Origin of the sequence: Micromonospora sp. NPDC005172 (assembly GCF_040608555.1) — a bacterium.
Lineage (GTDB): Bacteria > Actinomycetota > Actinomycetes > Mycobacteriales > Micromonosporaceae > Micromonospora.
Map to the genome: position 1 here is coordinate 1 of NZ_JBEXIL010000025.1, position 26,511 is coordinate 26,511.

Annotated in this window: 24 protein-coding genes; 8 read left to right on the top strand and 16 right to left on the bottom strand. The window is 70.9% G+C overall.

Going from position 1 to position 26,511, the window contains the following annotated elements; translation table 11 throughout:
* The 3 genes from ABZV06_RS18375 to ABZV06_RS18385 form a co-directional block, all read right to left on the bottom strand.
* The coding region (locus ABZV06_RS18375) for an ATP-binding cassette domain-containing protein (RefSeq protein WP_355622765.1) at positions 1-448 on the bottom strand (448 nt) is incomplete at its 3' end.
* 3 nt (positions 449-451) lie between these two features.
* Positions 452-1,651, bottom strand: coding sequence for a substrate-binding domain-containing protein (locus ABZV06_RS18380; RefSeq protein ID WP_355245127.1), 1,200 nt, complete (start codon positions 1,649-1,651; stop codon positions 452-454).
* 189 nt (positions 1,652-1,840) lie between these two features.
* The gene (locus tag ABZV06_RS18385) at positions 1,841-2,080 is read right to left on the bottom strand and encodes a hypothetical protein (RefSeq protein WP_355245125.1); all 240 of its coding nucleotides are present in this window, start codon (positions 2,078-2,080) and stop codon (positions 1,841-1,843) included.
* A 164-nt stretch (positions 2,081-2,244) separates the two neighbouring features.
* Between ABZV06_RS18385 and ABZV06_RS18390 the strand changes: the two genes are divergently transcribed.
* Positions 2,245-2,475 carry a winged helix-turn-helix domain-containing protein gene (locus ABZV06_RS18390; protein ID WP_139586398.1) on the top strand — a complete coding sequence of 77 codons (231 nt, stop codon included), beginning with the start codon at positions 2,245-2,247 and terminating at the stop codon, positions 2,473-2,475.
* Between the two features lie 247 nt (positions 2,476-2,722).
* Positions 2,723-3,898 carry a three-Cys-motif partner protein TcmP gene (gene tcmP / locus ABZV06_RS18395; protein ID WP_355245122.1) on the top strand — a complete coding sequence of 392 codons (1,176 nt, stop codon included), beginning with the start codon at positions 2,723-2,725 and terminating at the stop codon, positions 3,896-3,898.
* 25 nt (positions 3,899-3,923) lie between these two features.
* On the opposite strand, the gene ABZV06_RS18400 is transcribed toward tcmP, so the two are convergent.
* Both ABZV06_RS18400 and ABZV06_RS18405 read right to left on the bottom strand, forming a co-directional pair.
* Positions 3,924-4,679: a phage Gp37/Gp68 family protein gene (locus tag ABZV06_RS18400; RefSeq protein ID WP_355245119.1), complete on the bottom strand. Its 756-nt coding sequence runs from the start codon at positions 4,677-4,679 to the stop codon at positions 3,924-3,926.
* A gap of 255 nt (positions 4,680-4,934) precedes the next feature.
* Positions 4,935-6,050: a glycerophosphodiester phosphodiesterase gene (locus ABZV06_RS18405; RefSeq protein ID WP_355622768.1), complete on the bottom strand. Its 1,116-nt coding sequence runs from the start codon at positions 6,048-6,050 to the stop codon at positions 4,935-4,937.
* 142 nt (positions 6,051-6,192) lie between these two features.
* On the opposite strand from ABZV06_RS18405, the gene ABZV06_RS18410 reads away from it, so the two are divergent.
* Together ABZV06_RS18410 and ABZV06_RS18415 are read left to right on the top strand one after the other, a co-directional pair.
* Positions 6,193-7,527 (top strand): potassium transporter TrkG, encoded by a 1,335-nt coding sequence (locus tag ABZV06_RS18410; protein ID WP_355245113.1) that lies wholly within the window; start codon positions 6,193-6,195, stop codon positions 7,525-7,527.
* 17 nt (positions 7,528-7,544) lie between these two features.
* Positions 7,545-8,213 carry a TrkA family potassium uptake protein gene (locus ABZV06_RS18415; RefSeq protein WP_355245110.1) on the top strand — a complete coding sequence of 223 codons (669 nt, stop codon included), beginning with the start codon at positions 7,545-7,547 and terminating at the stop codon, positions 8,211-8,213.
* 39 nt (positions 8,214-8,252) lie between these two features.
* Here ABZV06_RS18415 and ABZV06_RS18420 read toward each other — a convergent pair whose 3' ends face one another.
* From ABZV06_RS18420 to ABZV06_RS18450, 7 genes are all read right to left on the bottom strand, one after another.
* Positions 8,253-9,893, bottom strand: coding sequence for a serine/threonine-protein kinase (locus ABZV06_RS18420; RefSeq protein WP_355245107.1), 1,641 nt, complete (start codon positions 9,891-9,893; stop codon positions 8,253-8,255).
* 71 nt (positions 9,894-9,964) lie between these two features.
* Positions 9,965-11,518: a fused MFS/spermidine synthase gene (locus ABZV06_RS18425; RefSeq protein WP_355622771.1), complete on the bottom strand. Its 1,554-nt coding sequence runs from the start codon at positions 11,516-11,518 to the stop codon at positions 9,965-9,967.
* A gap of 36 nt (positions 11,519-11,554) precedes the next feature.
* On the bottom strand, positions 11,555-12,568 hold the full coding sequence (locus ABZV06_RS18430) for a hypothetical protein (protein WP_355245101.1): 1,014 nt from the start codon (positions 12,566-12,568) through the stop codon (positions 11,555-11,557).
* 223 nt (positions 12,569-12,791) lie between these two features.
* Positions 12,792-13,601, bottom strand: coding sequence for an inositol monophosphatase family protein (locus ABZV06_RS18435; RefSeq protein WP_355245098.1), 810 nt, complete (start codon positions 13,599-13,601; stop codon positions 12,792-12,794).
* Positions 13,594-14,046: a response regulator gene (locus tag ABZV06_RS18440; RefSeq protein ID WP_355245095.1), complete on the bottom strand. Its 453-nt coding sequence runs from the start codon at positions 14,044-14,046 to the stop codon at positions 13,594-13,596. Before ABZV06_RS18440 ends, ABZV06_RS18435 begins: the two co-directional genes overlap by 8 nt.
* Complete coding sequence (locus ABZV06_RS18445; RefSeq protein ID WP_355622774.1) at positions 14,043-15,776, bottom strand: ATP-binding protein; 1,734 nt, start codon at positions 15,774-15,776, stop codon at positions 14,043-14,045. The genes ABZV06_RS18440 and ABZV06_RS18445 overlap by 4 nt, the downstream gene beginning before the upstream one ends.
* Positions 15,773-17,017 carry a fused response regulator/phosphatase gene (locus tag ABZV06_RS18450; RefSeq protein ID WP_355622777.1) on the bottom strand — a complete coding sequence of 415 codons (1,245 nt, stop codon included), beginning with the start codon at positions 17,015-17,017 and terminating at the stop codon, positions 15,773-15,775. The genes ABZV06_RS18445 and ABZV06_RS18450 overlap by 4 nt, the downstream gene beginning before the upstream one ends.
* Before the next feature lie 272 nt (positions 17,018-17,289).
* Between ABZV06_RS18450 and ABZV06_RS18455 the strand changes: the two genes are divergently transcribed.
* On the top strand, positions 17,290-19,710 hold the full coding sequence (locus ABZV06_RS18455) for a M28 family peptidase (protein WP_355622780.1): 2,421 nt from the start codon (positions 17,290-17,292) through the stop codon (positions 19,708-19,710).
* Between the two features lie 69 nt (positions 19,711-19,779).
* Here ABZV06_RS18455 and ABZV06_RS18460 read toward each other — a convergent pair whose 3' ends face one another.
* Positions 19,780-20,271 carry a hypothetical protein gene (locus ABZV06_RS18460; RefSeq protein WP_355245083.1) on the bottom strand — a complete coding sequence of 164 codons (492 nt, stop codon included), beginning with the start codon at positions 20,269-20,271 and terminating at the stop codon, positions 19,780-19,782.
* Between the two features lie 284 nt (positions 20,272-20,555).
* Between ABZV06_RS18460 and ABZV06_RS18465 the strand changes: the two genes are divergently transcribed.
* Positions 20,556-22,706 carry a tetratricopeptide repeat protein gene (locus tag ABZV06_RS18465; protein ID WP_355622783.1) on the top strand — a complete coding sequence of 717 codons (2,151 nt, stop codon included), beginning with the start codon at positions 20,556-20,558 and terminating at the stop codon, positions 22,704-22,706.
* A 4-nt stretch (positions 22,707-22,710) separates the two neighbouring features.
* On the opposite strand, the gene ABZV06_RS18470 is transcribed toward ABZV06_RS18465, so the two are convergent.
* Both ABZV06_RS18470 and ABZV06_RS18475 read right to left on the bottom strand, forming a co-directional pair.
* Positions 22,711-23,652 carry a threonine/serine dehydratase gene (locus ABZV06_RS18470; RefSeq protein WP_355622786.1) on the bottom strand — a complete coding sequence of 314 codons (942 nt, stop codon included), beginning with the start codon at positions 23,650-23,652 and terminating at the stop codon, positions 22,711-22,713.
* A 16-nt stretch (positions 23,653-23,668) separates the two neighbouring features.
* Positions 23,669-24,469 (bottom strand): hypothetical protein, encoded by an 801-nt coding sequence (locus ABZV06_RS18475; RefSeq protein WP_355622788.1) that lies wholly within the window; start codon positions 24,467-24,469, stop codon positions 23,669-23,671.
* Between the two features lie 293 nt (positions 24,470-24,762).
* On the opposite strand from ABZV06_RS18475, the gene ABZV06_RS18480 reads away from it, so the two are divergent.
* Together ABZV06_RS18480 and ABZV06_RS18485 are read left to right on the top strand one after the other, a co-directional pair.
* On the top strand, positions 24,763-24,939 hold the full coding sequence (locus ABZV06_RS18480) for a hypothetical protein (protein ID WP_355245071.1): 177 nt from the start codon (positions 24,763-24,765) through the stop codon (positions 24,937-24,939).
* Positions 24,940-25,116: 177 nt separating this feature from the next.
* Positions 25,117-25,932, top strand: a complete 816-nt coding sequence (locus ABZV06_RS18485) for a hypothetical protein (RefSeq protein WP_355622791.1) — start codon at positions 25,117-25,119, stop codon at positions 25,930-25,932.
* Between the two features lie 390 nt (positions 25,933-26,322).
* Here ABZV06_RS18485 and ABZV06_RS18490 read toward each other — a convergent pair whose 3' ends face one another.
* Positions 26,323-26,478, bottom strand: coding sequence for a hypothetical protein (locus tag ABZV06_RS18490; RefSeq protein WP_355245066.1), 156 nt, complete (start codon positions 26,476-26,478; stop codon positions 26,323-26,325).
* Between the last annotated feature and the right edge of the window lie 33 nt (positions 26,479-26,511).

Here is a 26,511-nt window from a genome sequence, read left to right on the forward strand (position 1 = left end):
CCGTTTTAGATAGATCAGCATTGATATTTAGACACATGGATGTAACAGTGGGTTTGGGAGCGTTCCCACTTCGATCACCCCGAGGAACGGAGGATTCGGCCGCCGCCCGCCGCCACAGCGCCATCGAGCCCCCGCGGTGCGCCTGCACGGCGAGCCGGACGTTCTCCCGCACGCTGAGCGAGCCGAAGACCGAGGAAGCCTGGAAGGTACGGCCCAGACCGAGGCGGGCCCGCCGGTGCGGCGGGAGCGAACCGATGTCCTGCCCGTCCAGGGTGATCCGGCCCTCCGTGGCCCGGCGCAGGCCGGTGATCAGGTTGAACAGTGAGGTCTTGCCGGCGCCGTTCGGCCCGATCACGCCCAGGAACTCCCCGGGCGCCAGGTCGAGGTAGACGCTGTCGACGATGGCGACCTCACCGATCCGCCAGGTCAGACCGCGGGTGGCGAGCATTTCTCAGCCCTTCATGGCCACGGCCGGTGGCGCGGTCTCGTCGCCGGTGAGGCTCTTCTGCGCGGTGGCCGTGAAGGCCGTGCCGCTGCCGGTCAGCTTGGCCTGGAACATCGGCTGGAGCAGGGCGTGGTCGGCAGCGCGGATGGTCATCTTGCCCTTGACCCCGTCGAAGCTCCAGTCCTCGAGAGCCTTGACCATCTTGTCGACGTCGTCGCCGCCCTCCTGCACGGCCCGCACCACCATCTGGGCGGCGGCGAAGCCGTCCGGGTGGAACAGGTCGATCGTGTTGACCTTGGCCTTGAGCGCCTTGCTCGCCTCGGTGTCGGACGCGCCGTCGAAGTAGTGCGACAGGAAGGAGATCTTCGCGCCGGCCGCGCCGAACGTCGGCCAGGAGGCGCGGATGTCCAGACCGGTGACGACAGTCGTGGACGACAGGACGCCCTGTTGGTCGAGGGTCTGCCACATCGCCGGGGCGGTGGTGCCGGCCCAGGCGACGAAGAGCAGATCCGGCTTGGCGGCCTTGATCTGGCTGGCGAACGGGGTGAACTCGGTGGCGCTGGCCGGCGCCCGGACACTGCTCACGGTGGCACCCGCGCCGCCGATGACGGCCTTGACGGCCGCCTCGTTGGCGTCGCCGAACGCGCCATCCTGGGCGAAGACCACGACCTTCTTGCCGGCCGGGTCCCCGATGAACGACTTGGCGGTCACCACGTCCTGGTAGGACTGCCGCCCGGACCGGAACGTGTACTTGTTCGCGCCGGTCACCGCGTCCGTGGCGGCCGGGCCGGAGATGAACAGGACCTTGTTCTGCGCAGCGATCGGCGCGACCTGCAACGCCACCCCGGACGCGGTCGAGCCGGCAATGATCTTCGTACCCTTGCCGATCAGGTCCTTCGCGGCGGAGACCGCCTTGGCCGGGTCACCGGCGTCGTCGACCTCGGTCAGCTCGATCTTCCGGTCACCGACCTTGCCGGTGCCCTTGGTGGCGAAGTCCAGCCCCGCCTTGAACCCCTCGATGTACTGCTTTCCGTAGCTGGCCAGGGCTCCCGACTGGGAGTACACCAGACCGACCTTGACCGGGGCGGCACTGTCGCCGCCGCCGGTGGCGGTGTCCTGCGGGCTACCACAGGCCGTGGCGGCCAACGCCGCGGCCATCATCGTGGCGGCGGAGAGGAACGCCCGCCGCGTGTGCCGGACCGTCATCGCGACTCCAGGTGAGGACAGGATGCTTGGTTGTCGGCTCACGCTAGAAGTGACGTCACCCACGAGCTATGTGGCGGAAACACACAAGTAACAGGTAGGGGGTGGCCGGGGGTAACAGCGGGCCACCCCCTCGATGGCTCGCACCCCCACGGGCCACCAGGGCCGTGTGTCGCCTCGCGCCATCCGCCGTCACCCACACGACCCGTCGTGGTCCGCCGGGCGCGGGCACCGCCGCCGACCGCCGAGCAGGTGGTCACAGAAAACCCGATGTCGTACGCACTGAGCGTCCTCCTCCGACACCGTCGTCTCCGCCCGGTCCACGTCGGCGAGGAAACCAAGCGCCCGCGTGATCGCCCGCGCGAACCGCAGCGCGCCCGGCAGATCAGCGGCCACCACCGGCAGGTGCACCACGAAGCGTTCCCTCTCCACGACCACCGTCCTCTCAGCATGGAGGGCGGTCCGGTGTGCGGGTAGGGGACGCCCACCGGACCGCCCGGCCCCACGCCCGCAGCCTTCGACGGCGGCGGTACGAACGCGGGACCAACCAGAGGCCCGCACTCCGAGGGTTTGCCGAACCAACCGGAGTCCTCACCATGCCCACAGCAGAAGCGCCATATCGGCGCATCGCCAACGAGATCGCCGCAAAGATCAAGAGCGGCGAGTTGAAGCCGGGTGACAAGCTGCCCTCCACTCGGGAACTCGCCGAGAGCTACGCCGTGCACATGAACACGGCGTCGCGGGCGCTCTCCCTGCTGCATGACCGCGAGCTGATCACCGGCCAGCCCGGGCGCGGCACCTACGTCGCCGAGCACCCCGGCCGGTAGGCACTCCGGCGACCCACCATTTGCCCAACGAGGGCTCCAGCGCAACGAGTCCCGGGTCCGCGCTGCGGCTGTGTCAGATCATGGACCGAGGACTGCGCGACGGCCAATCACCAGGGAGCCGTCAGCAGTGCTCACTGGGCGTCCCCCCAATCGAATCCACTCCGGATGGCCTGAGCCGCAGGGCAGCGAGCCCGACGACGCAGCGCTACCTTCTCATGACCGAAGGTGAGCGATGCGGGGAGGGCCTTTGTCCAGCAACGACGAATTTTTCCGGTCAAAGAAGGCAGCTGCCGTACTGAAGCACGGCATTCTCAAGCGCTATCCCGTGGTCTTCGCCTCCAAGACAGGGCAGGGCAACCCGATCGTCTTCCTCGACGGCTACGCGGGCAGAGGTGAGTACGACGGCGGAGAGCCAGGGTCTCCGCTGCTGTTGTCCCGGTGCGCCGAGTTCGTCCAAGGCTTCCGCGACGTGCTCGCGTTCTTCGTCGAGCAGGATCCGGACAGCTACGCGAACCTGGAGCAGGTGCTCCGCGACAAGGGCGGGGCGGTTCGACGCGAACTGCGCCAGGGCACCCTCGACCAGCACCTGCCCGAGGTGCTGGCCTTAGCCAAGGGTGCCTCGCTCTTCGCCTTTCTCGACCCCTTCGGACCGGCTCTTGACTTCGATTTGATCCGGACGCGGCTGCTCGGACGCCCCAGCTGGCCGCCGACCGAATTGCTGCTGCATTTCAGCGTTTCCACCGTGGCTCGGATGGGACGGGCCGTCCACGTTGCCGAGAGTCGATCGGGTGGGCTGTCGGAGAGCGACCGGAGGACGGCTGCGCGATTGGACCGGTTCCTGGGTGGCGGCTGGTGGCGCAGCTACTTCGCCGAGGTGTCGGATGCGGGCGATGACCAGCGCGCCACGGACGTCGCACTCCGGGTTGCGGACAGGTATGCCCGAGATCTCACCCAGGGCTCCAACTACCAGGCGGTGCAGATGCCGGTGCGCCCACGCCCCGGTCTCGCCCCGAAATACGTCCTCGCCCTGTTCACCACCCATGGCGAAGGGGCCTGGCATTTCGCCGACACCCTGGGCAAGGCTGGCGTCGAATGGGAGGAGGCGTGGGTCCGGGAGCAGATCCGGCGGGGCGACCATGTAGCGGAGACGCTATTCGGAGACGGTCCCGTATTCGACGCCGAGCAGTACAAGGCCGAGAACGCCCCTCGCTGGTCAGGTGCGATCGAGCGGAACATCATCAAGTTGCTCGAACAGGCTTCTACGATCAAGATTGTCGATCATGTGCCGGAGATCTACGGTGACGTACTTGGGCACGCCTGGGCACCACATGTACGACAGGCCGTCAAGTCGCTGCATCGACAGGGCCGGATCAGCAGCCCCGGCACGGGAGACTTCTGGAAGGAAGTCCTCTGGCGGCCTTGAGTAGGGGCTTTACCCGCGGCAACCCCTACGCCTGCACAAGTAGACGTGGGGCGGGCATCTCGTCCCACGTCCGACCGTCGAGGTGCCGGCCGCCAAGTTTCGGCGTACGCCCGCCCCACTGCTTGAAGAAGAAGGCGGTGCCGGCAGATAGACACTGATCCCGGAGGTCACGCACCCACTCCGGATCCATCGGGCGGCAGCCCTGCCCCGACTCGCCCCCCGCGATCAGCCAGTCGATGCCGTCGAGATCCAGGTCGACCAGTGGCCCCAGCAGCGGCTCGGCCGAGATGAAACGTACTGCGGCCGGCACCTCGCGGAGCTGGGCGACCCGTTCCCGCTGAGCGTGAGCCTCGACGCTCACGCCCATCCAGACGTTCGCCGGCCAGTCGATCTGATGGGCGACCTTCGCCAGCCTGGCGGCGCGCTTGGTGAGCACCTGGAACGTATGCCTGGGGGTCTCGCGCATGACAGCGAAAACCTGTTGCACGTAGGCGAGTGGAACCCGGGCGTGGAACAGATCCGACATGGAGTTGACGAAGACTGTCCGTGGGTCACGCCAGCGACGAGGAATATCGAGGGCATCAGGGTGCAGGGCGACGCCAAAGCCGGGGCCGGAGGTGCGCGGGTCTCCATCGGTCTGATACTTGGCCGAGCGCATGGCTTTCAAGCGCTTAGCGAGGGTCATCGCATAACAGTTGTCGCAGCCCGACGAGATGCGGTCACAACCGGTGGTCGGATTCCAGGTTGCTTCCGTCCACTCGATGGCGCTTTTGTCTGCCATGCGCCGCTCCTTCCGCTCGACTGGCCCATACTGTCGAACAACCGTACGCATAGGAAGGGTTGCGCGGCGTGTCGGCCCGGCATCTTCGCTGGCAACGAAGCCGCCAGTCAGGGACCGACAACCTGCTGCCTGCGCCCCGTCAAGATCGTGCGTCCGAGGTGGCGAACGACGGGCCAGCGGGTGGGCCGGGCGTGATCGCCCCGGTGATCGGCCCGGCGCGGGTCAGCGGCCGGGTCGAGGTTCGGTGGCAGGGGGTCAGAGGCCGGCGCGGGCGGCGACTGCCGTGTCCGGGTGGTCGCTGAAGACGCCGTCGAGACCGAGGCCGAAGAAGAGCTCGTACTCGGCCGTGATGTCGCCGCGTGCGTTCGGGTCGGTGCCGATCCGGAAGTCCGTGGGAAGGAACTGGTTCTCCGCGCGGAACGTCCAGGAGTGCACGAGCAACCGCTCGCGGTGCGCGTCACGCACCACGTTCGTCGGGGCGAGCAGCTTGCCGGCGGCGTCGCGGGGCACGATCAGGTTCTTGTTCGCGCCGATGCCGTCTGCGTACGCGGCGATCCACCTGAGGCCGGCGGACGTGGCGAGGTCCTGGTAGGTACGGGTGTCACCGGTAGCGGTGAAGTCGTACGGGCGGCCGGTGGCGTCGAGGAGCTGGATCAACTTCACCTCGGTCAGCCGGCTCAGTCGGCGCAGGTTGGCCGTCTCGAACGACTGGATGAAGACGGGCGAGTTCTTCCGGTCCAGCTTGTTGTGCCGCAGCACCGCGAGCAGCGGCTCCTCCAGCGGCTTGCCGATCGACGTGAAGTAGCTCGGGTGCTTGGTCTCCGGGTAGATGCCGATGGTGCGGCCCCGTGCCCGCCCCTCGGTCCGGGCGAGGTCGATGACCTCCTGGAGGGTGGGCACCTCGAAGCGGCCGTCGAAGGCGGTGTTCGCCACGCGGACCTGCGGCAGCCGCTCCTTGGCCCGCAGCGTCTTCAGTTCGGCGAGGGTGAAGTCCTCGGTGAACCAGCCGGTCACGGCGACACCGTCGATGGTCTTGGTCGCCTTGCGGGCCGCGAACTCCGGGTGGGTCGACACGTCGGTGGTGCCGGAGATCTCGTTCTCGTGCCGGGCGACGAGCACGCCGTCGGAGGTGGACACCAGGTCCGGCTCGATGTAGTCGGCGCCCATCCGGATCGCCAGCCGGTACGCCTCCAGTGTGTGCTCCGGCCGGTATCCGCTGGCGCCACGGTGGCCGACGACGATCGGCCGGTCGGTGGCCCGGGTGCGGTCCGCGTCGGCCGAGGGGCCGGCGGCGGCCAGGGTGGGCACGGCCACGGCGGCGGCGGCGAGCAGTACGCCGGCCACGCCGAGGGTCGAGAGGGTACGTCGCAACGCCGTCTCCTGTCATCGAGGGGTGTCGCAGACAGCAGATCGGCTGTGGTTGACGGGGAGTTGGTCGAGGATTGACCGGCAGGTGAATCTCCGGAATGGGCGTTCCCCCTCCACGGGGCACCCGGAAAAGGAAGATTGTCTGGTGCGCCGGTTACTCCGCAACCCCGTGCGGCTGGTGCCGCTGGGGTTCCTGGTGCCGATCCTGCTCGGTACCGCGCTGCTGATGGCGCGCTGGTCGACCGTCCAGCACCACCGACCGCCCCTGGTCACGGCGCTGTTCACCGCGACCTCGGCGGTGTCCGTCACCGGGATGGCGGTCACCGACACCCCCAACTACTGGTCCGGCGGGGGCCTGGTGGTGATCACCCTGCTCACCCAGCTCGGCGGTCTCGGCATCCTCACCGTCGCGGCCTTGGTCATCCTCGTGGTCTCCCGTCAGCTCGGCCTGCGCAACCGGCTGCTGGTGCAGGCCGAGACGGCGGAGTTCGGCGTCGGAGATGTGACGCGGCTGCTGAGCCGGATCGCGGTGACCGTCTTCGCCTGCGAGGCGGTGATGACCGCGCTGGTCGCCGGCCGCCTCTGGTGGGCGTACGACTACGCGCCGGGCCGTGCCCTCTGGTCGGGGGTGTTCCACGCCATCCAGGCGTTCAACAACGGTGGCTTCGCGCTCTACTCCGACGGCCTGCTGGCCTTCGACCGTGACCCGTGGGTGTCGCTGCCGCTGGCGTTCGGCGCCATCGTCGGCGGTCTCGGGTTCCCCGCCCTGTTCGAGGCGGTCCGCGAGTGGCGCAGGCCGGCGGGGTGGGCGGTGGCCACCAAGTTGACCATCTGGGGCAGCGTGGCGCTGCTGCTGATCGGCTTCGTCGGCCTGCTCGCCGCCGAATGGACGAACGCCAGCACGATCGGCCCGTACGACGCCGCGGGCAAGATGCTCGCGTCGTTCACGCAGATCGCGCTGAGCCGGACCGGCGGGTTCAGTGTCCTGGACATCGCCGACCTGCAGGAGGAGAGCTATCCGCTGCTCATCGCGTTGATGTTCATCGGCGGTGGCAGCGCCAGCACGGCTGGCGGCATCAAGGTGTCCACGTTCTTCCTGCTGGCGTTCACCATCTGGGCGGAACTGCGTGGGGAGCCCGACGTGACGGTCGGGCACCGCCGGGTGGCCACGGCCAGCCAACGGCAGGCCGTCACCGTCGCTCTGCTGAGCGTCGCGTTGGTCACGGCCGGGACGATGCTCGTGCTGCTGCTCACCGAGGGCGTGCGGTTCGTCTCGGTGCTGTTCGAGGTCACGTCCGCGTTCAGCACCACCGGGCTGACCATCGGTCTGGCCGGCGAGCTTCCGAGCAGTGGTCAGGTGGTACTGACGGTGCTGATGTTCATCGGTCGGGTCGGCCCGCTGACCCTCGGGTCGGCGATCGCCCTGAACACCCGGCGCAGGCTCTACCGCTATCCCCAGGAACAGCCGATTGTCGGCTAGCGACGAGGAGGGTCGAGGTGTCGACGAGACGAGCGGACGGCGGCGGCGTCGTGGTGATCGGGCTGGGTCGGTTCGGGTGTCACCTGGCCGGGTCACTGGCCCGGATGGACCGCGAGGTGCTCGCCGTCGACCGCAACCCGGATCAGGTGCAGCGCTTCTCGGCCCAGCTGGACCGGGTGGTCCAGGCCGACGCGACCGAGGAGGGGGCGTTGCGGCAACTGGGCGTCGCGAGCTTCGGCCGGGCCGTGGTGGCCATCGGGGCGTCGGTGGAGGCGAGCGTGCTCACCGTACTGGCGCTGGTCGAGCTGGGTCTGCCGCAGATCTGGGCGCGTGCCACGTCACAGAAGCACGCCAAGATCCTGTCGTCGGTGGGCGCACATCACGTGATCTTCCCGGAGGCGGAGACCGGCGACCGGGTGGCGCATCTGATCGTCAGTCGACTGCTCGACTTCATCGAGTTCGACGACGCCTTCGCGATCGCCACCGTCCGGGTTCCGCCGTCCCTGGTCGGTCGTACCCTGCTCGATCTGCGCCCCGACGAACGCGACGGCGTCCGGGTGATCGGCGCGAAGGTGCCGGGTGAACGCTTCCGGTACGCCTCGGACGACACGGCGCTCGTCGACGGCGGGGTGCTGGTCGTGGAGGGCGGGATCGACCAGGTGCAGCGGTTCGCGGGGCGACGCTGACGCCTCACTTCTGGTGGCCGGCGTGCGCCTCAGGAGGCTTCACCCTTTTCCCGGACCACCCGGCCCCTTGCCGTTGTTCGTCTTCGGCGCCTTCGCCTTCTCGGGTGCCTTCGGCGGGGCCGGCGCCTTGGGGGCGACCTTCGTGGTGGTCTTCGTCGTCTTCTTGGGCGGGGCCTTCGTCGGGGCGGCCTTGACCGCCGGGGCGGTGGACGGGGCGGACCCGGCCACCCCGGAGACGCGTACCCGGCAGGTCGCGTCGCCGAGCCGGAACTCCACCGGCAGCGGATTCGCCCCGGTGTACGTCCCGGCCAGGGTGAGCTTCTCGGTCGCGCCGGCTGCCAGGGTCGTCCGCTGTGCGGCGGGCCGGATCTGCACCGCGCCACCCTGCTGCTCAACGGGGGCGGGTTCGGCCTTCGTCACCTTCTGCTGACCCGGGAAGGTGAAGTTCATCGTCCAGTCACGCAGTTCGCGCTCACCGGTGTTGGTCAGGGTCAGCTCGGCGGTGAAGTCCTTGCCGGAGTCGGTGCGCAGCGCGTACGCCACCTCGCAGGGCGTCGTCTCGGGCAGGCCCATCCGCGCCTCGGTGGTGGGCCGGTCCTCGCCGCTGGCGGGGCTGCGGGAGGTGAAGCCCCACATCGCGCCGGTGACCGCGATCAGCCCGACGGCTGCCACCCCGGCCTCGACCCGCCGACGCCGGTTCACCTGACGGACGCGGGCTCGCCGCGTCCGCGAGAGCGGAAGGGCGTCGGTCTCCGCCGACCAGGGCAGGATCGTGGTGCCGGCGTTGGCCAGCGCGACGGGATCCAACGGACCGCCCGCCGGTGAGACCGGCACCGCCGCCAGCATGCCGGCCGCCTCCGCGAGGGTGCGGGCCAGCTCCGCGGTGGTCGGACGGTCGGCCGGGCGCTTCGCGAGGCAGCGCCGCACCAGGTCGGTCACCGCGTCGGGCAGCCCGGGCACCGCCGGCATCGGGTCGGGGTCGCTGTACATGTGCGCACGCAGCATCTGCGTGGTCGTGTTCGCCTCCCAGGGCAGCCGACCGGTGAGCATCCGGTAGAGCAGCAGACCCACGGCGTACACGTCGGTGGCCGGGGAGACCTGGCCGTTGTCCAGTCGCTCCGGCGCGAGGTACGCGGGCGTGCCCAGCAACGCGCCGTCCGGCCCCTTCTCACTCTCCCCCACCAACGCGGAGATGCCGAAGTCGACCACCTTCACGCCGGTCGAGGTGAGCATGACGTTGCCCGGGGTGACGTCGCGGTGCACGACACCACGAGCGTGCGCGGTGGCCAGCGCCGAGCTGACCTCCGCGCCGATGGTCACCGCCTCACGCCACGGCAGCTGCATCTCCCGGCCGAGCCGGCCAGCCAGCGAACCGCCGTCGACGAGCTCCATCACCACGTACGGCACGGTCAGGCCGACCTGGTGGGACTCGCCGTAGTCGTACACGTTGGTGATGTTGGGGTGGCAGAGCCGCGCGGCGGCCTGCGCCTCGACGCGGATCCGGTGCCGGAAGGCCCGGTCGGTGGCCAGCCGCGACGCCAGCACCTTCACCGCTACCTGGCGGCCCAGCACCTCGTCGTAGCCGCGCCAGACCACCGACATGCCGCCCGCGCCGAGCTGCTCGATGAGCCGGTACCGCTCATCGAGGAGTTGCGCGCCGTTCCGGTCCCCACCGCCCATGGTGGCCGTTGTTGCCCAGGACCGGTCGGGTTACACCTGAAGGATCGGAATCGGTCAGGAGAATCACCCGATCAGGCGGTCGCCAGCAGTTGGTCCACGGGGGCGTAGTCGTCGGTCAACACCATCGCCGTACCGACGAAGTCCGTGAGGTCCGACCCGGAGAGCAGGCTGACGGTCGCGTCGACCGCGTCGAGGCGGGCGCGGACGGCGGTCAGCGGCAACGGCGCGTCGGAGGCGACGATGAGGAAGTTGCTGCCCCGCTCCTCGGCGAGCGCCTCCGGCGGGGCGATCAACGCGACGTGTGTGAACTCGGCGGCGACCGTGGCCAGCTCGGCGCGGATGAACCGCAGCGGCGGGTAGTCGATGACGTTCTGCACGTACACGCCGCCGGGGCGGGTCACGCGCCGGATCTCGGCGGCCATCTCCCGGGTCGCCAGGTGCCAGGGCACCACCAGGTGGCCGAACGCGTCGCCGACGACCAGGTCGCGGCTGTCCGTCGGCTCACCGGCGACCAGCATCCGGGCGTCGCCCACCACCGCCCGCAGGTCCGGCCCCGGGTGTACGCCCAGTTCCCGTTCCCCCAGCTCGACGAGCCCGCCGTCGATCTCGAACACCACGTTGTCGGTGCCGGGTCGGGTCGCGGTCAGGTACGTCGGCACGGTGAACCCGCCGCCGCCCAGGTGCAGCGCGTCCAACCGCTGCCCGGCCGGCGCGGCCACGTCGGCGACCGCGCCGATCCACTTGGTGTACGCGTACTCGAGGTGCTTCGGGTCGGCCAGGTCCACGTACGAGTGTTGGGCCGAGTTGAGCAGCAGCGTCCGGCCGCTGGGACGGTTCGGATCAGTGGTGACGCGGGCGCAGTGGTACGCGGTCTCGATGTCGCACGGGTTCGGCGCGATGGCGCTCAGTCCCGCACCGAGCAGGCCGAGGACGGCCAGCGCGGCTCGGGTGCGGGCCGGACCGGGCAGGTCGGTCCGCGCCTGGCGGCGCAGGTACCAGCCGAGGCCGATGCCGACCAGCCCGAGAGAGATCGCGAGTGCCAGCAGGATGACAGTGCTGGGCAGCGCGGCGACCAGCACGAACCCGGTGAGCAGGGTGGCCGTGATGCCGCCCAGGGTGCCGATGCCGGACAACCGGCCGACCACCTGGCCGGTCCTGCGCAGGTCGGCGAGTTGGAGCTTGACCACCAGCGGGGTCACCGCGGCCAGCAGTGCCGCCGGCACGAACACGGCGAGCGCGACGAGCAGCAGGATGGCGCTGGCCGCCCCGCCGCGCAGCACCTCGCCGGCGTAGCGCACCACGGGCAGGGTCACCGCGGTGGCGATCCCCGCCAGCACCAGCGCGGGCGCCAGCAGACCGCGTGGGTCCCGCCGGTCGGCCAGCCAGCCGCCGGACCACGCCCCGTAGGCGATCGCGGCGAGCGCGATGCCGATGACCGAGCTGGTCACCTGGAGGGTCACCCCCACGTACGGGCCGACCAGGCGCAGCGCGACCGTCTCCAGCACCAGCACGGCGCCGCTTGCGAAGAAGACCAGGAAGGCGGCCAGGCCGCCCGGCAGCGCCCGGCCGGTTACCGGCACGGGCGGGGCCGCAGGAGCCGCTACGTCGGACGCTGAGGAACTCATCGTCGCGATGGTACGCAGCGAAGCTGGCGCTCCGGGTCAGTACATCGAGAGATGAACATGGTTCGTGTGCGAGGCGGCGGGACTGCCGCTGCCACTGTAGGCACGCCACCCCGTGCCCGGGTGCCAGATCTGCCGGTACCAGATCACGTAGAGCACACCCAGGCGTTCGGCGTTGCGGACGTGCCAGGCGGCCAGGCTGTCCCCGTACGCCTTGTCGCCGCCGGTCGCGTTCTTGTCCTCGAAGCCGTTCGTGGCGGCCGAGAAGTCGCAGGCCCGACCCTTCGGGTGCTCGCCGCCGCCACCGCTGCGCTTGCAGGAGACGTGCCGCTTGTAGCCGGCCGCCTGGGTCTCCTTCAGGGCGTGCAGGGTGCGTGGGGTGATGCACCCCGAGGTGGTGGGGTCCTTCACCGAGCAGGACTCCGACGGCCAGGAACCGTCGGAGTTCCGGGGCGCCGGCTTCGCCGAGGACGAGTTGCCGCCGCTGAAGCCGCTGCTGCCACCCGAGCTGACCTCGGCGAGGGCCGCCTCGGCCTCCTTCTTCTTCTTGGCCATGACGGCGAGCTGCTTCTGCTGCTCACGAACCTCGGCGTCGATGGCGATCTTGGCCTGCTGGGCCTGCTGCCGGGCCTCGGTGAGATCGCGCAACCGCTTGCTGTCCCGCTGGGCCATCAGGTCCAGGTCGGCCGCCCGTTGCAGGAACGCCTGCGGCGTCGCCGTGTTGAGCAGCATCGCCGTCGGGGTGAGCCGGCCGGACCGGTACGACTGCGCGGCCACCTCGCCGACCTGCGCGGTCAGCCCGACGAGCCGAACCTCGACGGTCTTCAGCTCGCCGGTCAGCGCGGTCTGCCGGCGCTTGGAGTTGTCCAGCTTGGCCTTGGCCTCGATGTGGCCCTTGGCGGTCAGCTCCAGCGCGTCCTGCAACTTCTTGGTGCCGCCCTCACCGGGCTCGGCGGACGCGGGCACACCGCCGGCGAGCACCAGCGCGACGGCAGCGAGCAGAGGAAGCAGTAAGCGGCGAACGCGCGGCTGACTGAGCCTGGTCCTGGGCACGAAAGCGTCCTTCCGTCGACCGCCGGCCCCCGGTGAACTCTGCGCGGCGGCGTCCCCACCGGCGCCGGTCGGCGGCCTGCTGGCGGAGACCGCCGGTCACGATACCGGAACGCGCGCCGGTGACCAGCCCCGTGAGCGCTCACCGGTGCCGGTGTCGACGCAGCGTGCTGCCGCCGTAGCGCGCTGCGTCGCGAGAGTCACGAAACCGGCTGGCCGCCCCGGCTCAGGAGCTGAGCAGCGCCTCGTGGACCTCGGTCCAGACCTCTTCGTTGACGGCGACGAGCAGCCCGCGACCCTCGTCGGCCGGGTCGTAGTCGACGCCGTCGAACCGGCGGGCCACACCACCCGCGGCGCGGACCAGCAGGGTGCCCGGCGCGTGGTCCCACGGCAGGGTGCGCCAGAAGAGGGCGAACTGCTGCTCGCCGGTGAGGATGTCCAGGTACTCCCGGCCGGCGCAGTGCTGGCCGGGCAGCAGCTCGCCGAGCCGGCGACCACCGGCACGGACCCGGTCACGGGCCTCCGGCGGCAGGAAACGCGTCATCGCCACGCCGCGGATGTCGCCCAGGGACGGCACGACGTCGGCGGCGCCGACCGGCTGGCCGTTGAGCAGGGTGCCCTCGTCGGCCCGACCGGCGGCCAGCGTCTGTGCCAGCGGATCGAGAATCCAGCCGGCCCTCGGCCGCCCGTCGGTCAGCAGCGCCACCATCAGGGCGAACGGTCGGCGACCGGCGGCGAAGTTGGCGGTGCCGTCGACCGGGTCGACCAGCCACACGTCCCCACTGTCGCGCAGGTGCGTCAGCAGCGTCGGGTCGTCGGCGACGCCCTCCTCACCCACCACCTGCGAACCTGGTCGGAGCTTGCGCAGCCCGGCGGAGAGCAGCTCCTCGGCGCGGCGGTCGGCGACGGTCACCACCTCGCCGGGCGCCTTCTCCGACACGTCGGCGTCGTCGAGCTTGCGGAACAGTGGCAGCACGACCTGGTCGGCGGCCTCCCGGAGCAGGTCGCCGACGTCGTCGAGCAGGGTGTCAGCCACGCGGCGGCAGCTTGACCACGCTGACGAAGAACTCGTCGATCTGCCGGACGACCGAGATGAAGCGCTCGAAGTCCACCGGCTTGGTCACGTAGGCGTTGGCGTGCAGCTGGTAGCTGCGCAGGATGTCCTCGTCGGCCTGCGAGGTGGTGAGCACGACGACCGGGATGCGGCGCAGCTCCGGGTCGTTCTTGATCTCCTCCAGCACCTCCCGCCCGTCCCGCCGGGGCAGGTTGAGGTCGAGCAGGATCAGGTCGGGCGCCAACGCGTCCGCGTACTGGCCCTCCCGCCGCAGGTAGGCCAGCGCCTCGGCGCCGTCGGAGACGACGGTCAGCCGGTTGCGCAGCTTGTGCTCCTCGAACGCCTCCTGGGTCATCAACACGTCACCCGGATCGTCCTCGACGAGCAGGACCTCGATCGGGCTCTTGCCGTCCGCCGGCGCGGTCATCCCACCGTCTCCCTCATGTCACCCGTTCTACCGCTTTCCGGCGGCCCGTCGGCCCGGTCCGGCTGGTCCGCCCCGGCCGGGTCCTCCGGCAGCGCGGAAGACGCCTCGTCCGCCGGCGTGGTGTCCCCCGCCGTGGCCTCCTGCGGCTGCTCGGCGGGGTCGGTGGCGGCGGCCGCCTCCACGTCCTCCGGGCGCGCCGGGAGCGTGAACCGGATGGCGGTGCCCTCCGGTACGTCGGTGTCCACCCAGACCCGGCCGCCGTGATATTCCACGATCTTCTTGACGATCGCCAACCCGATGCCGGTGCCCGGGTACGCGTCCTTTGAGTGCAGCCGCTGGAAGATCACGAAGATCTTGTCGGCGAACTCCGGCTCGATGCCGATGCCGTTGTCCTGGCAGCTGATCTCCCACTCGGCGTCGACCAGCCGCGCCGAGATGTGCACCTTGGGCGGCACGTCCGGACGACGGAACTTGATCGAGTTGCTGACCAGGTTGGCCAGCAGGTTGGTGAGCAGCGGCTCCTCGCCACGGATCACCGGCAGCTCGGTCCAGGTCAGCTCCGCGTCGGCGTACTGTCGGGCGGCCTCGGTCTGGCCGGCCACGTCGCCCATCACCTTGTTGAGGTCGACCTCGACGAAGCCGGTGGTGAGCCGGCCGATCCGGGAGAACGCGAGCAGGTCGTTGATCAGACGTTGCATCCGTTGGGCGCCGTCCACCGCGAAGGCGATGTACTGGTCGGCCCGCTCGTCGAGCTGCCCGGCGTAGCGGCGCTGGAGCAGCTGGCAGAAGCTGGCCACCTTGCGCAACGGCTCCTGCAGATCGTGGGACGCCACGTACGCGAACTGCTCCAGGTCACGGTTGGACCGGGTCAGCTCCTCGGCCTGCTTCTGGAGCTGGCTGTTGACCCACTCGATGCGTTCGCGGGCCTCCCGCACCTCAGCCAGGTCGGAGGCGATCTTCTGGCGCATCGCGTCCACGTCGTCACCGAGCCGGATGAACTCCGGCGGGCCGACGGTGGCGATGCGGTGCTGGTAGTCGCCCTCGGCCACCTCGCGGACCTGGGTGGCCAGCCCGGTCAGTGGCCGGACCACCATCCGGTCCAGCGAGAGCAGCAGCACCGCGCCGGCCACGACGACCACCAGGGCCGCGACGATCAGCAGGACGACGAGCACGTTGCTGCTCTCGCGGACGTCCGCGGCGGCCCGCTCCCGGGCGGCCAGGATCTCCTGCTGGAGGTCACCGACGGCCGAGCGGACCTGGTCGAACCGCTGCCGGGCCTGCTCGGTGACCAACGCCTGGCCGGCGCGGGTGCCCTCCTGCTCGGTCGTGGTGATCACCGGCTCGGCGACGGCCTGCCGCCACTGCGCGGACCTCTCCTCGACGGTCCGCAGCTCCTGGCCGATCTGCGGATAGTCGTGCAGCAGGGCACGCATCGCGGCGACGGTGGCCTTCTCCTGGTCGAGCCCGGCCTCGTACGGACCCAGGTCGGCCGGGTCACCGCTGACCGCGTACCCGCGGACCGCCGTCTCCTGGTCGAGCACCGCGTTGAGCAGCTCCTGCGACTGCACCCGCAGCGGCCCGGTCTGGTTGAGGATGGCGTCGATCTGGGTGCGGTTGCGCGCGGCCACGGCGGCCTCCGCGACGGCCAGACCGATCAGCAGCACACCCACGACGGTGAGCAGCGTGATGACGCGGCGGCGCAAACTCCAGCCGCCGACCACCGGCCTCACCGGCCACCACCGCGGCTGACCAGCAGCATCGCCACGTCGTCGGCGAGCGGGCCACCGTTGATCTGCTCGGCCCGACCCACCAGCCACGCCGGTAGCTCGGGGAGCGACACCTCCCGGTTGGCCGGCTCGTCGAGCAGCCCGCTCAGGCCCGGCACGTCGAGCCGTTCGTTGCCGACGCCCACCCGCCCCTCGATCAGGCCGTCGGTGTACATCAACAGGGACCAGTCATCAGTGTCGAACTCCAGGTCGTAGGCGATCGGCCGGCGAGGTCGTACGCCCAGCAGCAGGCCTCCGGGCGCGGGCACCGGGACGACCCGGCCACCCGAGAGCAGCAGCGGCGGTGGGTGCCCGGCGAGTCGGACGGTGGCCCGTTTGGCATCGAGGTCGAGTCGGGCGGTGGCCACCGTCGCGAAGATCTCCTGAAGGCGGCGCTCGCTCATCAGCACCTGTTCCAGTGCGGGTAGCACCTCGTCGTCCGGCACCCCGGCGAGCACCAGGGCCCGCCAGGCCACCCGCAGTTCCACACCGAGCGCGGCCTCGTCCACCCCGTGCCCGCAGACGTCCCCGACGATCAGGTCGAGACGGTCCGGACGGGTCTGCACCACGTCGAAGAAGTCTCCGCCGATCAGTGCGGCGTGCCGACCCGGCCGGTAGAAGGTGTGCACCGCCACCTGGTCGGTTGTCATCAGCGGCTGGGGCAGCAGACCACGTTCGAGTCGCGCCGACTCGGCCTGACGCAGCTCGACCTCGTGCAGCCGGCGGGCGTTGACGTCGGCGCGCTTGCGCTCGACCGCGTAGCGCAGCGCCCGCGTCAGCAGCACCCCGTCGACCTGGCCCTTGACCAGGTAGTCCTGTGCGCCCTCGGCGACCGCGACGATGCCCATGTGCTCGTCCGATCGGCCGGTCAGCACGCAGACGGCGGCTCCGCTGGACATCTCCAACACCTGGCGCAGCCCGTCCAGCCCCTGCGCGTCGGGCAGGCCCAGGTCGAGCAGGACGCAGTCGACGCCGGTGATCCGCTGCCGCGCCTCGCTGAGGCTGGTGGCGACCACCAGGTCGATCATCGAGTTCGTCTCGGCGAGCAGCTCACCGACCAGGAAGGCGTCGCCCTCGTCGTCCTCCACCAACAGCACCCGCAACCGCTCGCCGGGCGGCAGGTTGGCGTGCCGCGCCAGGCCACCGTGCGGGTACGGCACGACAGGGGAGCCGGCCAGGCCACCTCCCCGGTGCGGCCGGGTCACCGCCGCGAGACGCGGGAGTTCGCTGGTGATGTCGGGCTCCTTCCGAGTGCCCTGCTGATCCTGTATTAGACAACGGTCGCACACAACACGATGACCGCGGCACGGGGCGGGGATGGGCAGGATCACTGCCGGCCGGAGAACCGGGGGCACAGCGGACGGCCGGGCACCCCCTGACAGGCGGAAGATCGGTGGACGCCCGGCCGTCCCCTTTTCGAAGCATCGACGGGCAGGATGGTGCAACCCCCACGCCCCACCACCCTCGAGGAGTTCGGATGGGCGCACCCCCCACCCCCGTCACGGCGGACGTACCGCTCCGGCCCGGTCCGGGCGTACCCCCTGCCGACCGTGCGCTGACCCGACCGCGTCGGCGGCTCCTGGCCGCCGCGGCGGCGCTTGTCGCGCTGGCGGCCGTCGGCGCCGGCAGCCTGCTCGACCTGGGCACCCCGACGCCGAGGCCGGCGGACGCGCCGGCGGACGAGTTCAGCGCCGCCCGGGCGTACACGGACGTGCAGGTGATCGCGGCCCGGTCGCACGTCGCCGGGAGCCCGGCCAACGACCAGGTTCGCGCGCACGTCGAGCAGAAACTGCGCGGCCTGGGCCTGGAGACGGACGTGCAGGACACCGTCGCGCCGGAGGCCGGCCAGCTCAGCGGGGCGGCCGGCGGCGCGACAGTGGCCCGGGTACGGAACGTGGTCGCCCGGCTGCCCGGCACCGACCCGACCGGCCGGGTGTTCCTGGTCGCCCACTACGACTCGGTGCAGACCGGGCCGGGTGGCAACGACGACGCGGCCGGCACCTCGGCCATCCTGGAGGTGGCCCGCGCGCTGTCCACCGGCCCCCGGCCCCGCAACGACGTCGTCTTCGTGCTGACCGACGCCGAGGAGGCGTGCCTCTGCGGTGCGGCCGCGTTCGCCGCGAGTCACCCGCTCGCCGCCGACGGCGGTGTGGTGCTCAACCTGGAGGCGCGCGGTGCCACCGGCCCGGTGATCATGTTCGAGACGTCGAAGAACAACGCGAAGCTGGTGGACGTCTTCGGCCGGGCCGCACCGCACCCGGTGGGCACCTCGTTCGCCGTGGAGATCTACCGGGCGCTGCCCAACGACACCGACTTCACCGCCTTCCTGGACCACAGGTTCGTGGGGTTGAACTCGGCGTACATCGACGGCGGCGCGATCTACCACACCCCGCTGGACACCCCGGCCGCGATGGACCGGGGCAGCCTCCAGCAGCACGGGGACAACGCGCTCGGCCTGGCCCGGGAGTTCGGCGCGGTCGACCTGACCGACCTGCGCTCCGGACACGACGCCACCTACTTCCCGCTGCCGGGTGTGCTGGCCCGTTACCCGGGCTGGCTCGTCCTGCCGTTGGCCCTGCTCGCGGTGCTCGCGGTCGCGGCACTGGGCTGGCGGACCCGCCGCAGTGGACGGGCGAGCACAGGGCAACTGGTCGCCGGTTTCGGCCTCGCTCTGGTGCCGATCGTGGTCGCGCCGGTCGCCGCCCAACTGCTCTGGCTGGCGATCACCGCGATCCGGCCGGGGTACGCGGAACTCCTCGACCCGTACCGTCCGGTCTGGTACCGGATGGCCGTGCTGGCGCTCGCCACCGCCATTCTGTTCACCTGGTACGCGCTGACCCGCCGTCGGATCGGCCCGGCCGCGCTGGCCGTCGGCGGCCTGGCCTGGCTGGCCCTGCTCGGGGTGCTGCTCGCCGTGGCGGTGCCCGGCGGGGCGTACCTCACCACCCTGCCGGCGCTCGCCGGCGCCCTCGGCGGTCTGGTGGCGCTGCGCACGCGGCAGACCGGGCCGTGGCCGGTGGTGGCGGTGACCGCCGCCGCCGCGGTCGGTGTGGTGATCCTCCTGCCGACGGTGGTCCTGCTCTTCCCCGCGCTCGGGATGGCGATGGGCGGGGTGGCCGCGCTGGTCGCGGTGCTGCTCGGCCTGACCGCGCTGCCGGTGGTCGACCTGCTGCACCCGCAGGCCGGCGGACAGCGCGGCCTGGTGGCGCTGCGGGCCCGGCGACGCGCGGCGCTGCCGGCCGGGGCCGCCGCCGTGGCGGCGGTGGTGCTCGCCGGGGTCGGCCTGGCCGTCGACCGCTTCGACGCCGCCCACCCCGCACCCACCCATCTGATGTACGCCCTGGACGCCGGCACCGGGCAGGCCCGCTGGCTGAGCCACGAGGCCGACCCGCAGCCGTGGACGGACGACTACGTGGACGGGGTCGCCAGCGTGGCGGACGACTTCCCCGGCCTCGGCGACGGTGAGCTGCGGGTCGGCTCGGCGCCGGCGGCGACCCTGCCGGCGCCGAAGCTCGACGTGCTGGGCGACACCAGCGCCGGCGGTGAGCGGACGCTGCGGCTGCGGCTCACCCCGCAGCGGGCGGTCCGGCTCGCCACCCTGCACGTCGACACGGCGACCGCCACCGTGCTGCGCGCCGAGGTGGCCGGGCGGTCGGTGCCGGTGGAGCCCCGCGCGGGCAGGTGGGGCTTCGGGTTGGTGTTCCACGCTCCGCCGCCGGAGGGCGTCGAGGTCACGCTGACGCTGCGGACGATCACCGCGCAGGTGGCGCTGCGGGCGATGGACGCCAGCGACGGGCTGGACGCGCTGCCCGGCTTCCGGCCCCGCCCGCCGGCCGTCGGTGTCGTCGGATCACACAGCTCCGAGATGCTGGCCGTCGCGCGCACCTATCCCATTTGAGGAAGACGAACCGGTGGTCCGGCGGCTGATTCGCGCCGCCGGACCACCGTGGTCGGATTCGCGTTCCGGTCAGCTCGCCGGCTCGGGTTGACCGGCGCCGATACGCCGCCAGCGGTTTCCGTCGTGATCGGTGAAGGTCAGCTCCACCAGAACGGTGTCGGTGGCCGCGTGCAGCCGGTGCTCCCCGGTGACGGTGACGAACAGTTGCGCGCTTTCCCGACCGTGTATCCGGCGGACCTGTTTCGCTCCGGCGAGGTCGACGGGCGGGTCGTCCGGAGCCTCGGACGACACGAGTCGTGGCACCACCGTCACGTCGAGCACCGGCGCGTCACTCTCGTTGGCCACGGTCACCCGAAGCACCGCGTTGCCGCGGATCTCGGTGACCGCCGAGACCAGTCGTGCCTGGGTGGCCCGGACCCGCATCTCGTCGACGCGCCGGGCACGGATCTCCCGACGCAGACCGAGATACACGAAGAGCACACTCGCGATGGAGCCGAGCGCGCCGAACCAGTCCGGAACGGAACCCCAGTCGGCCACATCGTCGTACGGCAACCAGTTCATGTGTCCATCGTGGATGCGCCGCGCGAGCATCGAGCCCGGCAGATCGGTTCGAATGAACGACGAAATAGAATTCGTCATGTCGATTCCGGTCAGCCGGGCGGCCTAAACGGAGAGTGTGCAAGTCGGTACGGTGGTGGATACCCTTGCGGTTGACGTAGGGCGGGTGACGACCCCTCCGAATGTCCACTCAGTGGACATGATCCTTTATGCCACCCGCCGCGCCGCAATTTCGCCACCGAAGGGGGACCGCATTGACTGCGGACGTTCCACCCGAGGATGCGGGCGTGCGCCGGCCGGCCTACGACCGACCGAGTCGCGTCTCCGTCGACCCACCACTCGGGCGCCTGGACAGCCCACTGCACGGCCGCGACGACCTGATCGACGAGATCCTGCATCCGGCGGACACCGACGGGGACCGGCCGGCGGTGCACATCCTGTGCGGCATGGGCGGCTCCGGCAAGAGCCACGTGGCGTTGGAGATCGCCCGTCGGGCACGGGCGGACGGTCGTACCGTCTGGTGGGTGCAGGCCGGCCGGCTCAACTCCGGGATGCGCGAGGTCGTCAGTCAACTCGGCGCGTCGGAAAGTCAGGTCGACCAGGCGTGGTCCGGCATGATCAGTGCCACCGACCTGGTCTGGCGCTACCTCAACCAGGCCCAGCAGCCCTGGCTGCTGATCTTCGACAGCGCGGACGAGCCCGCGACGCTCGGCCCCACCGACGGGGTGCTCGCCGACGGCACCGGCTGGCTGCGCAGGCCGGAGGCCGAGGACGGCATGGTCCTGGTGACCACCCGGGACGGCAACCGCGCCACCTGGGGCACCTGGTCGACCCTGCACCAGGTGGGCCCGCTCGACGCCGACGCCGGGGCCCAGGTGCTCATCGACCGGGCCGGCGCGCAGGCCGGCGGCCTGGACGACGCCCGCGAACTGGCGCGCGAACTGGGCGGGTTGCCCCTGGCCCTGCGCGCTGCCGGCAACTACCTCCGCTCGGTCAACGCCAGTCCGGTCTGGCGCGGCTCTTCCACCATCACCACCTTCGCCGACTACCGCACTGCGGTGGAGCGGCGTTTCCGCTCGCCGCGCGACGCCGCCGACGTCGACCTCGACGAATCGCTCGGTCTGGAGATCGTCCGCGAGGTCGACGACATCTCACTGGACCTGCTGGCCCGCCGTCAGCTCGAACAGAGCCGGCCCCTGCTCAACGTGCTGGCCTGCCTGAGCGTCTCCCCGGTTCCCTACGAGGCGGTCCTCAAGCCGGCCATCCTTGCCGGGTCACCCCTGTTCGAAGGGCTGACCGCCCGGCAGCGGGTCAAGGTGCTGGAGGGCATCGGCGACCTCGCCCTGGTCGACTTCGACGTCCAGGAGGACGTCACCGACCCGGCCTTCGCGCACGTGCTGTCGCTGCACCCACTGGTGCACGCGATGTTCCGCGACCGCGACGAGGTCCGCGAGCAGATCGCCGAGTACCACAGCGTCGTCATGAAGCTGCTGCTCGCCGCCACCGGGGGCCAGAATCCGGACGACTCGGCGGCCTGGTCCAACTGGGACGTACTGGTGCCGCACCTGGTCGAGGCCGTCCGCGGATACCTGGTGCCGCAGAAACACAAGCACGACCCCGAAACGGTACGCGGGGCACTGGAGTTGACCAGGCTGACCGCCCGCTACCTCATCGCCGTCGGCCTGCCCGGGTCGGCCTTCGACATCCTCGAACCGATCGTGCGGGGCTGCGCCGCGTACGACCACGACCCGGACCGGCCGCAGGTGCTGGCGCTGCGGCACGAGCTGGGCCGCACCTGGCTGGAGCGCAACCAGCCGGAGATGGCCGACCGGGTGCTCCGCGACGTCATCGCCGACCGGACCCAGGTGCTGGGCAGCGACGATCCCGACACCCTCGCCAGCCGGCACAAGCTCACCAAGGCGATCATGGCGCAACGGCAGTGGCCGGAGGCCGAGTCGGAGCTGCGACAGATCGTCGCCGCGGAGGACCAGGTACGCGGACCCGAGCACTGGGACACCATGGTCGTGCGGCACAGCCTGGCGCTGGCCGTCCTCGCCCAGCATCGCGCCCCCGAGGCGGAGGAGATGCTGCACGCGATCCTGGAGGTCCGGTACCGGTTGTGGCCGTCGAACCAGCCGGAGACCTGGCAGGCTCGGCACACGCTGGCCCGGTGCATGCAGGAGCAGAGTCGCCTCGGCGAGGCGGAGGCCGAGCTGCGGGCCACCCTGGCCACCGTGGAGCCCCGGCACGCCGACCGCAGCGAGGTGCTCGCCATCCGGGCCACCCTCGCCGTGGTGCTCCTGCTCGACGGGCGGGTCGACGAGGCGATCGACGTGTACGAGCGACTGCTGGCCGATCGCCGACGGCTGCTCGGGGACTTCCACCTGGACACCCTCCAGGTGGAACATGCCCTGCGCCGCCTGCGCAACGGCGAGTGAGCTGTCAGTGCGGCGCGGAGGGGCCCAGGTCGCTCGGATCGGTGTTGCCACCGCACACGATCACCGCGACCCGCTCCCCCGCCTGCGGCACGTACGCCCCGCCGACCAGGGCGGCCAGCGCGGCGGCACCACCCAGCTCCGCGGCGATCCGCAGCTCCGACCAGAGCAGTCGACGTGCGCGCACCAGGTCGTCGTCGCGCACCAGCACCGGGACCACGCCGGTGCGCCGGGCGGTGTCGAAGGCGATCTCGCCGATCCGGCGCGCGCCCAGCGAGTCGGTCGCGATACCGCCCACCTCGATGTCGACCGGCCGACCCACCTTCAGGGCGGTGTGCAGGGTGGGGATCTGCTCCGGCTCGACGGCGACGACACGCACCGACCCGTCGAACCAGGTCGCGATGCCCGACACCAGCCCACCGCCGCCGACCGCCACCAGCACGGTGTCCACCGCCCCGAGCTGGCGCTCCAACTCCCGCCCCACGGTGCCTTGACCGGCCACCACCTCCGGCTGGTCGTAGGCGTGCACCACGAGCGCCCCGGTCTCGGCGGCCCGCTGGGTGCTGGCCGCCAACGCCTCGGCGTAGTGCTGGCCCACCTGCCGCACCTGCGCCCCCAGGCCGGCCAACCGCTGCACCTTCACCGGTGATGCGGTGACCGGCACGAAGACCTCAGCCGGTACGCCCAGCGAGCGGGCCGCGTACGCGACCGCGAGACCGTGGTTGCCCCCCGACGCGGCGATCACCCCGGCGGGCGGCAGCGACCCCTGGAGCATCCGGTTGAACGCGCCGCGCGGCTTGAACGACCCGGTGTGCTGGTGCAGCTCCAGCTTGAGGCTGAGCAGCCCGGGAACGCCCAGGTCAGCGCCGTCGACCGCGATGACCGGCGTCTCACGGACCCGCCCCTCGACCCGCGCCGCGGCCGCCTCGACGTCACTTCTGTCCACCATGGGGAAACGCCCTTCACTACGACCAGAGAGCCAGTCGACCATCGTCGGTGAGCCCGACGAAACATCCTACGGAGATGCGCCGACCGTCCATTGCCGGACGCACCGTGTGGTAGTGGCGCGGGTCGAACAGGAATCCCTCTCCCAACGTCGGCCGCAACGTCAACGACTGGACGCCGTCGACCACCGCCTCTGAATAGCCGTACCCGCTGGGAATGCGCAGGTCCTCGTCGTCCGGCTGCCAGCGGCGACGCCACAGCACCGTCTCGCCACCGGCGGGCGGCACCTGGACGTAGATGTTGAACGCCAACTGGGCCACCACCTCGGCGTCCAGCAGCCGACCGGCGTACTCCCGGACCGCGTCGTCGAAGTGCACCTGAAGGCCGGCGTTGATCTCGCGGACGATGCCGACGTGCATCTGACGCCCCTGCCGCCGCCCGGGTGACACGTCCGGCCAGGCGGCCCGGAACGCGGCCAGGCACAACTCGCGCGGCGCGTCCGGCAGGCCCAGCGTGGCCCAACCCTTCTCGGCGGCCTCAGCGGCCTCCCAGTAGTCCTCGCGCAGGTCACCACCATCGCGGTGGTCGTTGATGGCCGGGCCGAACTTGGCAACGGCGGGGAACACACGGCTCTCGTCGTAACGGTCCATCTCCGCGTCGGCGAGCGCGGCGGTGACGGCGTGGCAGCGGGCGGCGGACAGCAGCCCCGGCACCCGGACGGCGGCGATCCGCCCGGCGACGAGACCGGCGACGTCCGCGCGGGTGATCGTGTCGGACTCGACGGCCACGAACAACGGATCGGTTCTGCTCGCTTGTCGCACGGCGGTCCTTTCGTGTCGAAGATCCCTCACCGACAGGTCGCGCCCCCCGATCCGCGCACCGTGCAATGTAGCCACCGGCAGCAAATCCGCACCCCACCATTGACCTCGACGCATCTCGTGCACACATTCGGCAGTTCCCGGGCCGGGTGGCGGACGTGCCGTTACCATCGGCCCAACCGGGGGTACGACACGCAGAGCCGTACGGCGGATCGAATCCACCGATCGGAGAATGGTGATGGCTCTCGATCCGATAGATGATGCGACTAGTTCGATTGCGGACGAGGAGTTCGATTATGGCTGGCGCCGGCCCGACCGATCTTGACGCGTACGTCGACCGCCTGGAGATGGCGCGTCGAATAGCCCGGGAAATGATCGAGTCCGACCACCTCACGCTGGAGCTGGCCGTGCGGCAGCGCCCGCAGTGCTGGTCACGGCGACCGGTCGCGCACACCTCCCGCACCGACGCCTGACTCACACGCAAGCCCGCACCTCGGCCGCCGGCCGTGCCCGCCCTCCGCGCCGGATGATCGACTCCAGATCGTCGAACTGGGGCCATCTTGCTGCGGGGATACCCCCAGTTCGCCGAACTGGAGTGGATCACGTGGCCGGGACCGCAAAGCGTGGCACCGTCGGGCAGGATGCCAGTCATGCGCCGGCTCGCAACCGCTCTCTGCCTGCTGACTGCCATCGCGCCGGGAGTGGCTGCCTGTGCGGCGCCGCAGACACGGCCCGAAGACGCCGTACCGAGCGCGTCCGCCGAATGGGGCACCCACCAGGCCGAGGTGAGCGGCGTGACGCCCGGTCCGGGTGTCCGGACGGTGACCGTGCAGGTCAAGGCGCTCGCTGGTGGCGATGATTGCTCCCGCAACGTGCGGGTCGACAACCAGACCGAGGAGAACGGCGTCATCTTCGCCGACATCGTGGAGGAATCGGCCGGGTCCGCCGTCGTCGGCGCCTGCCCGACCTTCGCAAACGCCGAGGTGACCCTCACGTCGGCGGAGCCGATCGGCGACCGCTCGCTGTCGCTCAACCAGAAGACGTGGGCGCTGGAGAACGGCGCGTACAGCCCGTGTGACGAGACCCTTGGCTGCAAGCCGCCGGAGGACCGCTGCGATCCGACCTGGACGCGTGCGGCCGTACGGGGAATGGACGTGTCCCGCCACTCGCAGGGCCACGTCGAAGCCTGTGACGGGAACTGGCTGATCATGACGGTGCCGGACGACCCGACGTCGTGCGGCGTCGAGCCGCGCCCCGGATGCGAGGTGAACACCGCCGTACGGCGCTACTTCCTACGTAACGAGCCGGCCGGATGGTCGACCGTCGCCAGGACCACGTCGGGTGGGTGCGACGCGGTCCTCAAGGCGGCTCCGGCCTTTCCCCGCAAGCTCTGCGCCGAGCTGAAACCGACGGTCCGGCTCGTCACCGCAGGTCCCCCGCCCCCGACCGGTAAGCCCGGCGGCTGATGCGAGTTGTCCGACTGGGACAGGCCCTGGTGGGCACCCTGAGCGCGGTGCTCCCGCTGGCCGTGTGCGGCCTCCTCACCGCCAGCCTGTGACCGTGCGCCCAGTCGGAGTAGAACATGACCCCGTCGCCTGCCGGCGCCACCTCGGGCAGATCCACGACGATAACGAAGAGCAGTCCACTGACGTAGATAGAAAGGCCGATGCGGTCCCGCCCGTACGCCTCGGCCAGGCGCACCCGCGCGGGATGGCACGGCCAGGGCGTGTCTGCCGCACATGTCTGGCAGTGCCACTGCGGCCGGCGTGGCAGGTGCTCCCCGTCCATCCGGCGATCGAGCGCTGACACCGACCGTTCAGCCCGATTGGCCCGTGCAGTCTGCCGTTCTCCAGCCGTCACCGAGCCGCCCGCCCACCGTCGCGGTTGCCGTCCCCCACCGTGATCCCGTACGCGCCGAACCGCTGTGGGTAACAGGTCGCTGCTCCGGTCACGTCCAGTTGGACCTGACTCCGCCTGCTCCACCAGCTCTTGAACCGCTTCCAAACTGCCACCACGCCTCCCACCGTCACTGCGCGTACGCGTCC

What these genes read in the sequence shown, in the direction of transcription:
- ABZV06_RS18380 (WP_355245127.1), bottom strand. Translation starts at nt 1,651, where the DNA reads ATGACGGTCCGGCACACGCGGCGGGCGTTCCTCTCCGCCGCCACGATG.
- ABZV06_RS18390 (WP_139586398.1), top strand. Translation starts at nt 2,245, where the DNA reads ATGCCCACAGCAGAAGCGCCATATCGGCGCATCGCCAACGAGATCGCC.
- ABZV06_RS18400 (WP_355245119.1), bottom strand. Translation starts at nt 4,679, where the DNA reads ATGGCAGACAAAAGCGCCATCGAGTGGACGGAAGCAACCTGGAATCCG.
- ABZV06_RS18420 (WP_355245107.1), bottom strand. Translation starts at nt 9,893, where the DNA reads ATGGGCGGTGGGGACCGGAACGGCGCGCAACTCCTCGATGAGCGGTAC.
- ABZV06_RS18425 (WP_355622771.1), bottom strand. Translation starts at nt 11,518, where the DNA reads ATGAGTTCCTCAGCGTCCGACGTAGCGGCTCCTGCGGCCCCGCCCGTG.
- ABZV06_RS18440 (WP_355245095.1), bottom strand. Translation starts at nt 14,046, where the DNA reads ATGACCGCGCCGGCGGACGGCAAGAGCCCGATCGAGGTCCTGCTCGTC.
- ABZV06_RS18455 (WP_355622780.1), top strand. Translation starts at nt 17,290, where the DNA reads ATGGGCGCACCCCCCACCCCCGTCACGGCGGACGTACCGCTCCGGCCC.
- ABZV06_RS18460 (WP_355245083.1), bottom strand. Translation starts at nt 20,271, where the DNA reads ATGAACTGGTTGCCGTACGACGATGTGGCCGACTGGGGTTCCGTTCCG.
- ABZV06_RS18470 (WP_355622786.1), bottom strand. Translation starts at nt 23,652, where the DNA reads ATGGTGGACAGAAGTGACGTCGAGGCGGCCGCGGCGCGGGTCGAGGGG.
- ABZV06_RS18480 (WP_355245071.1), top strand. Translation starts at nt 24,763, where the DNA reads ATGGCTGGCGCCGGCCCGACCGATCTTGACGCGTACGTCGACCGCCTG.
- ABZV06_RS18485 (WP_355622791.1), top strand. Translation starts at nt 25,117, where the DNA reads ATGCGCCGGCTCGCAACCGCTCTCTGCCTGCTGACTGCCATCGCGCCG.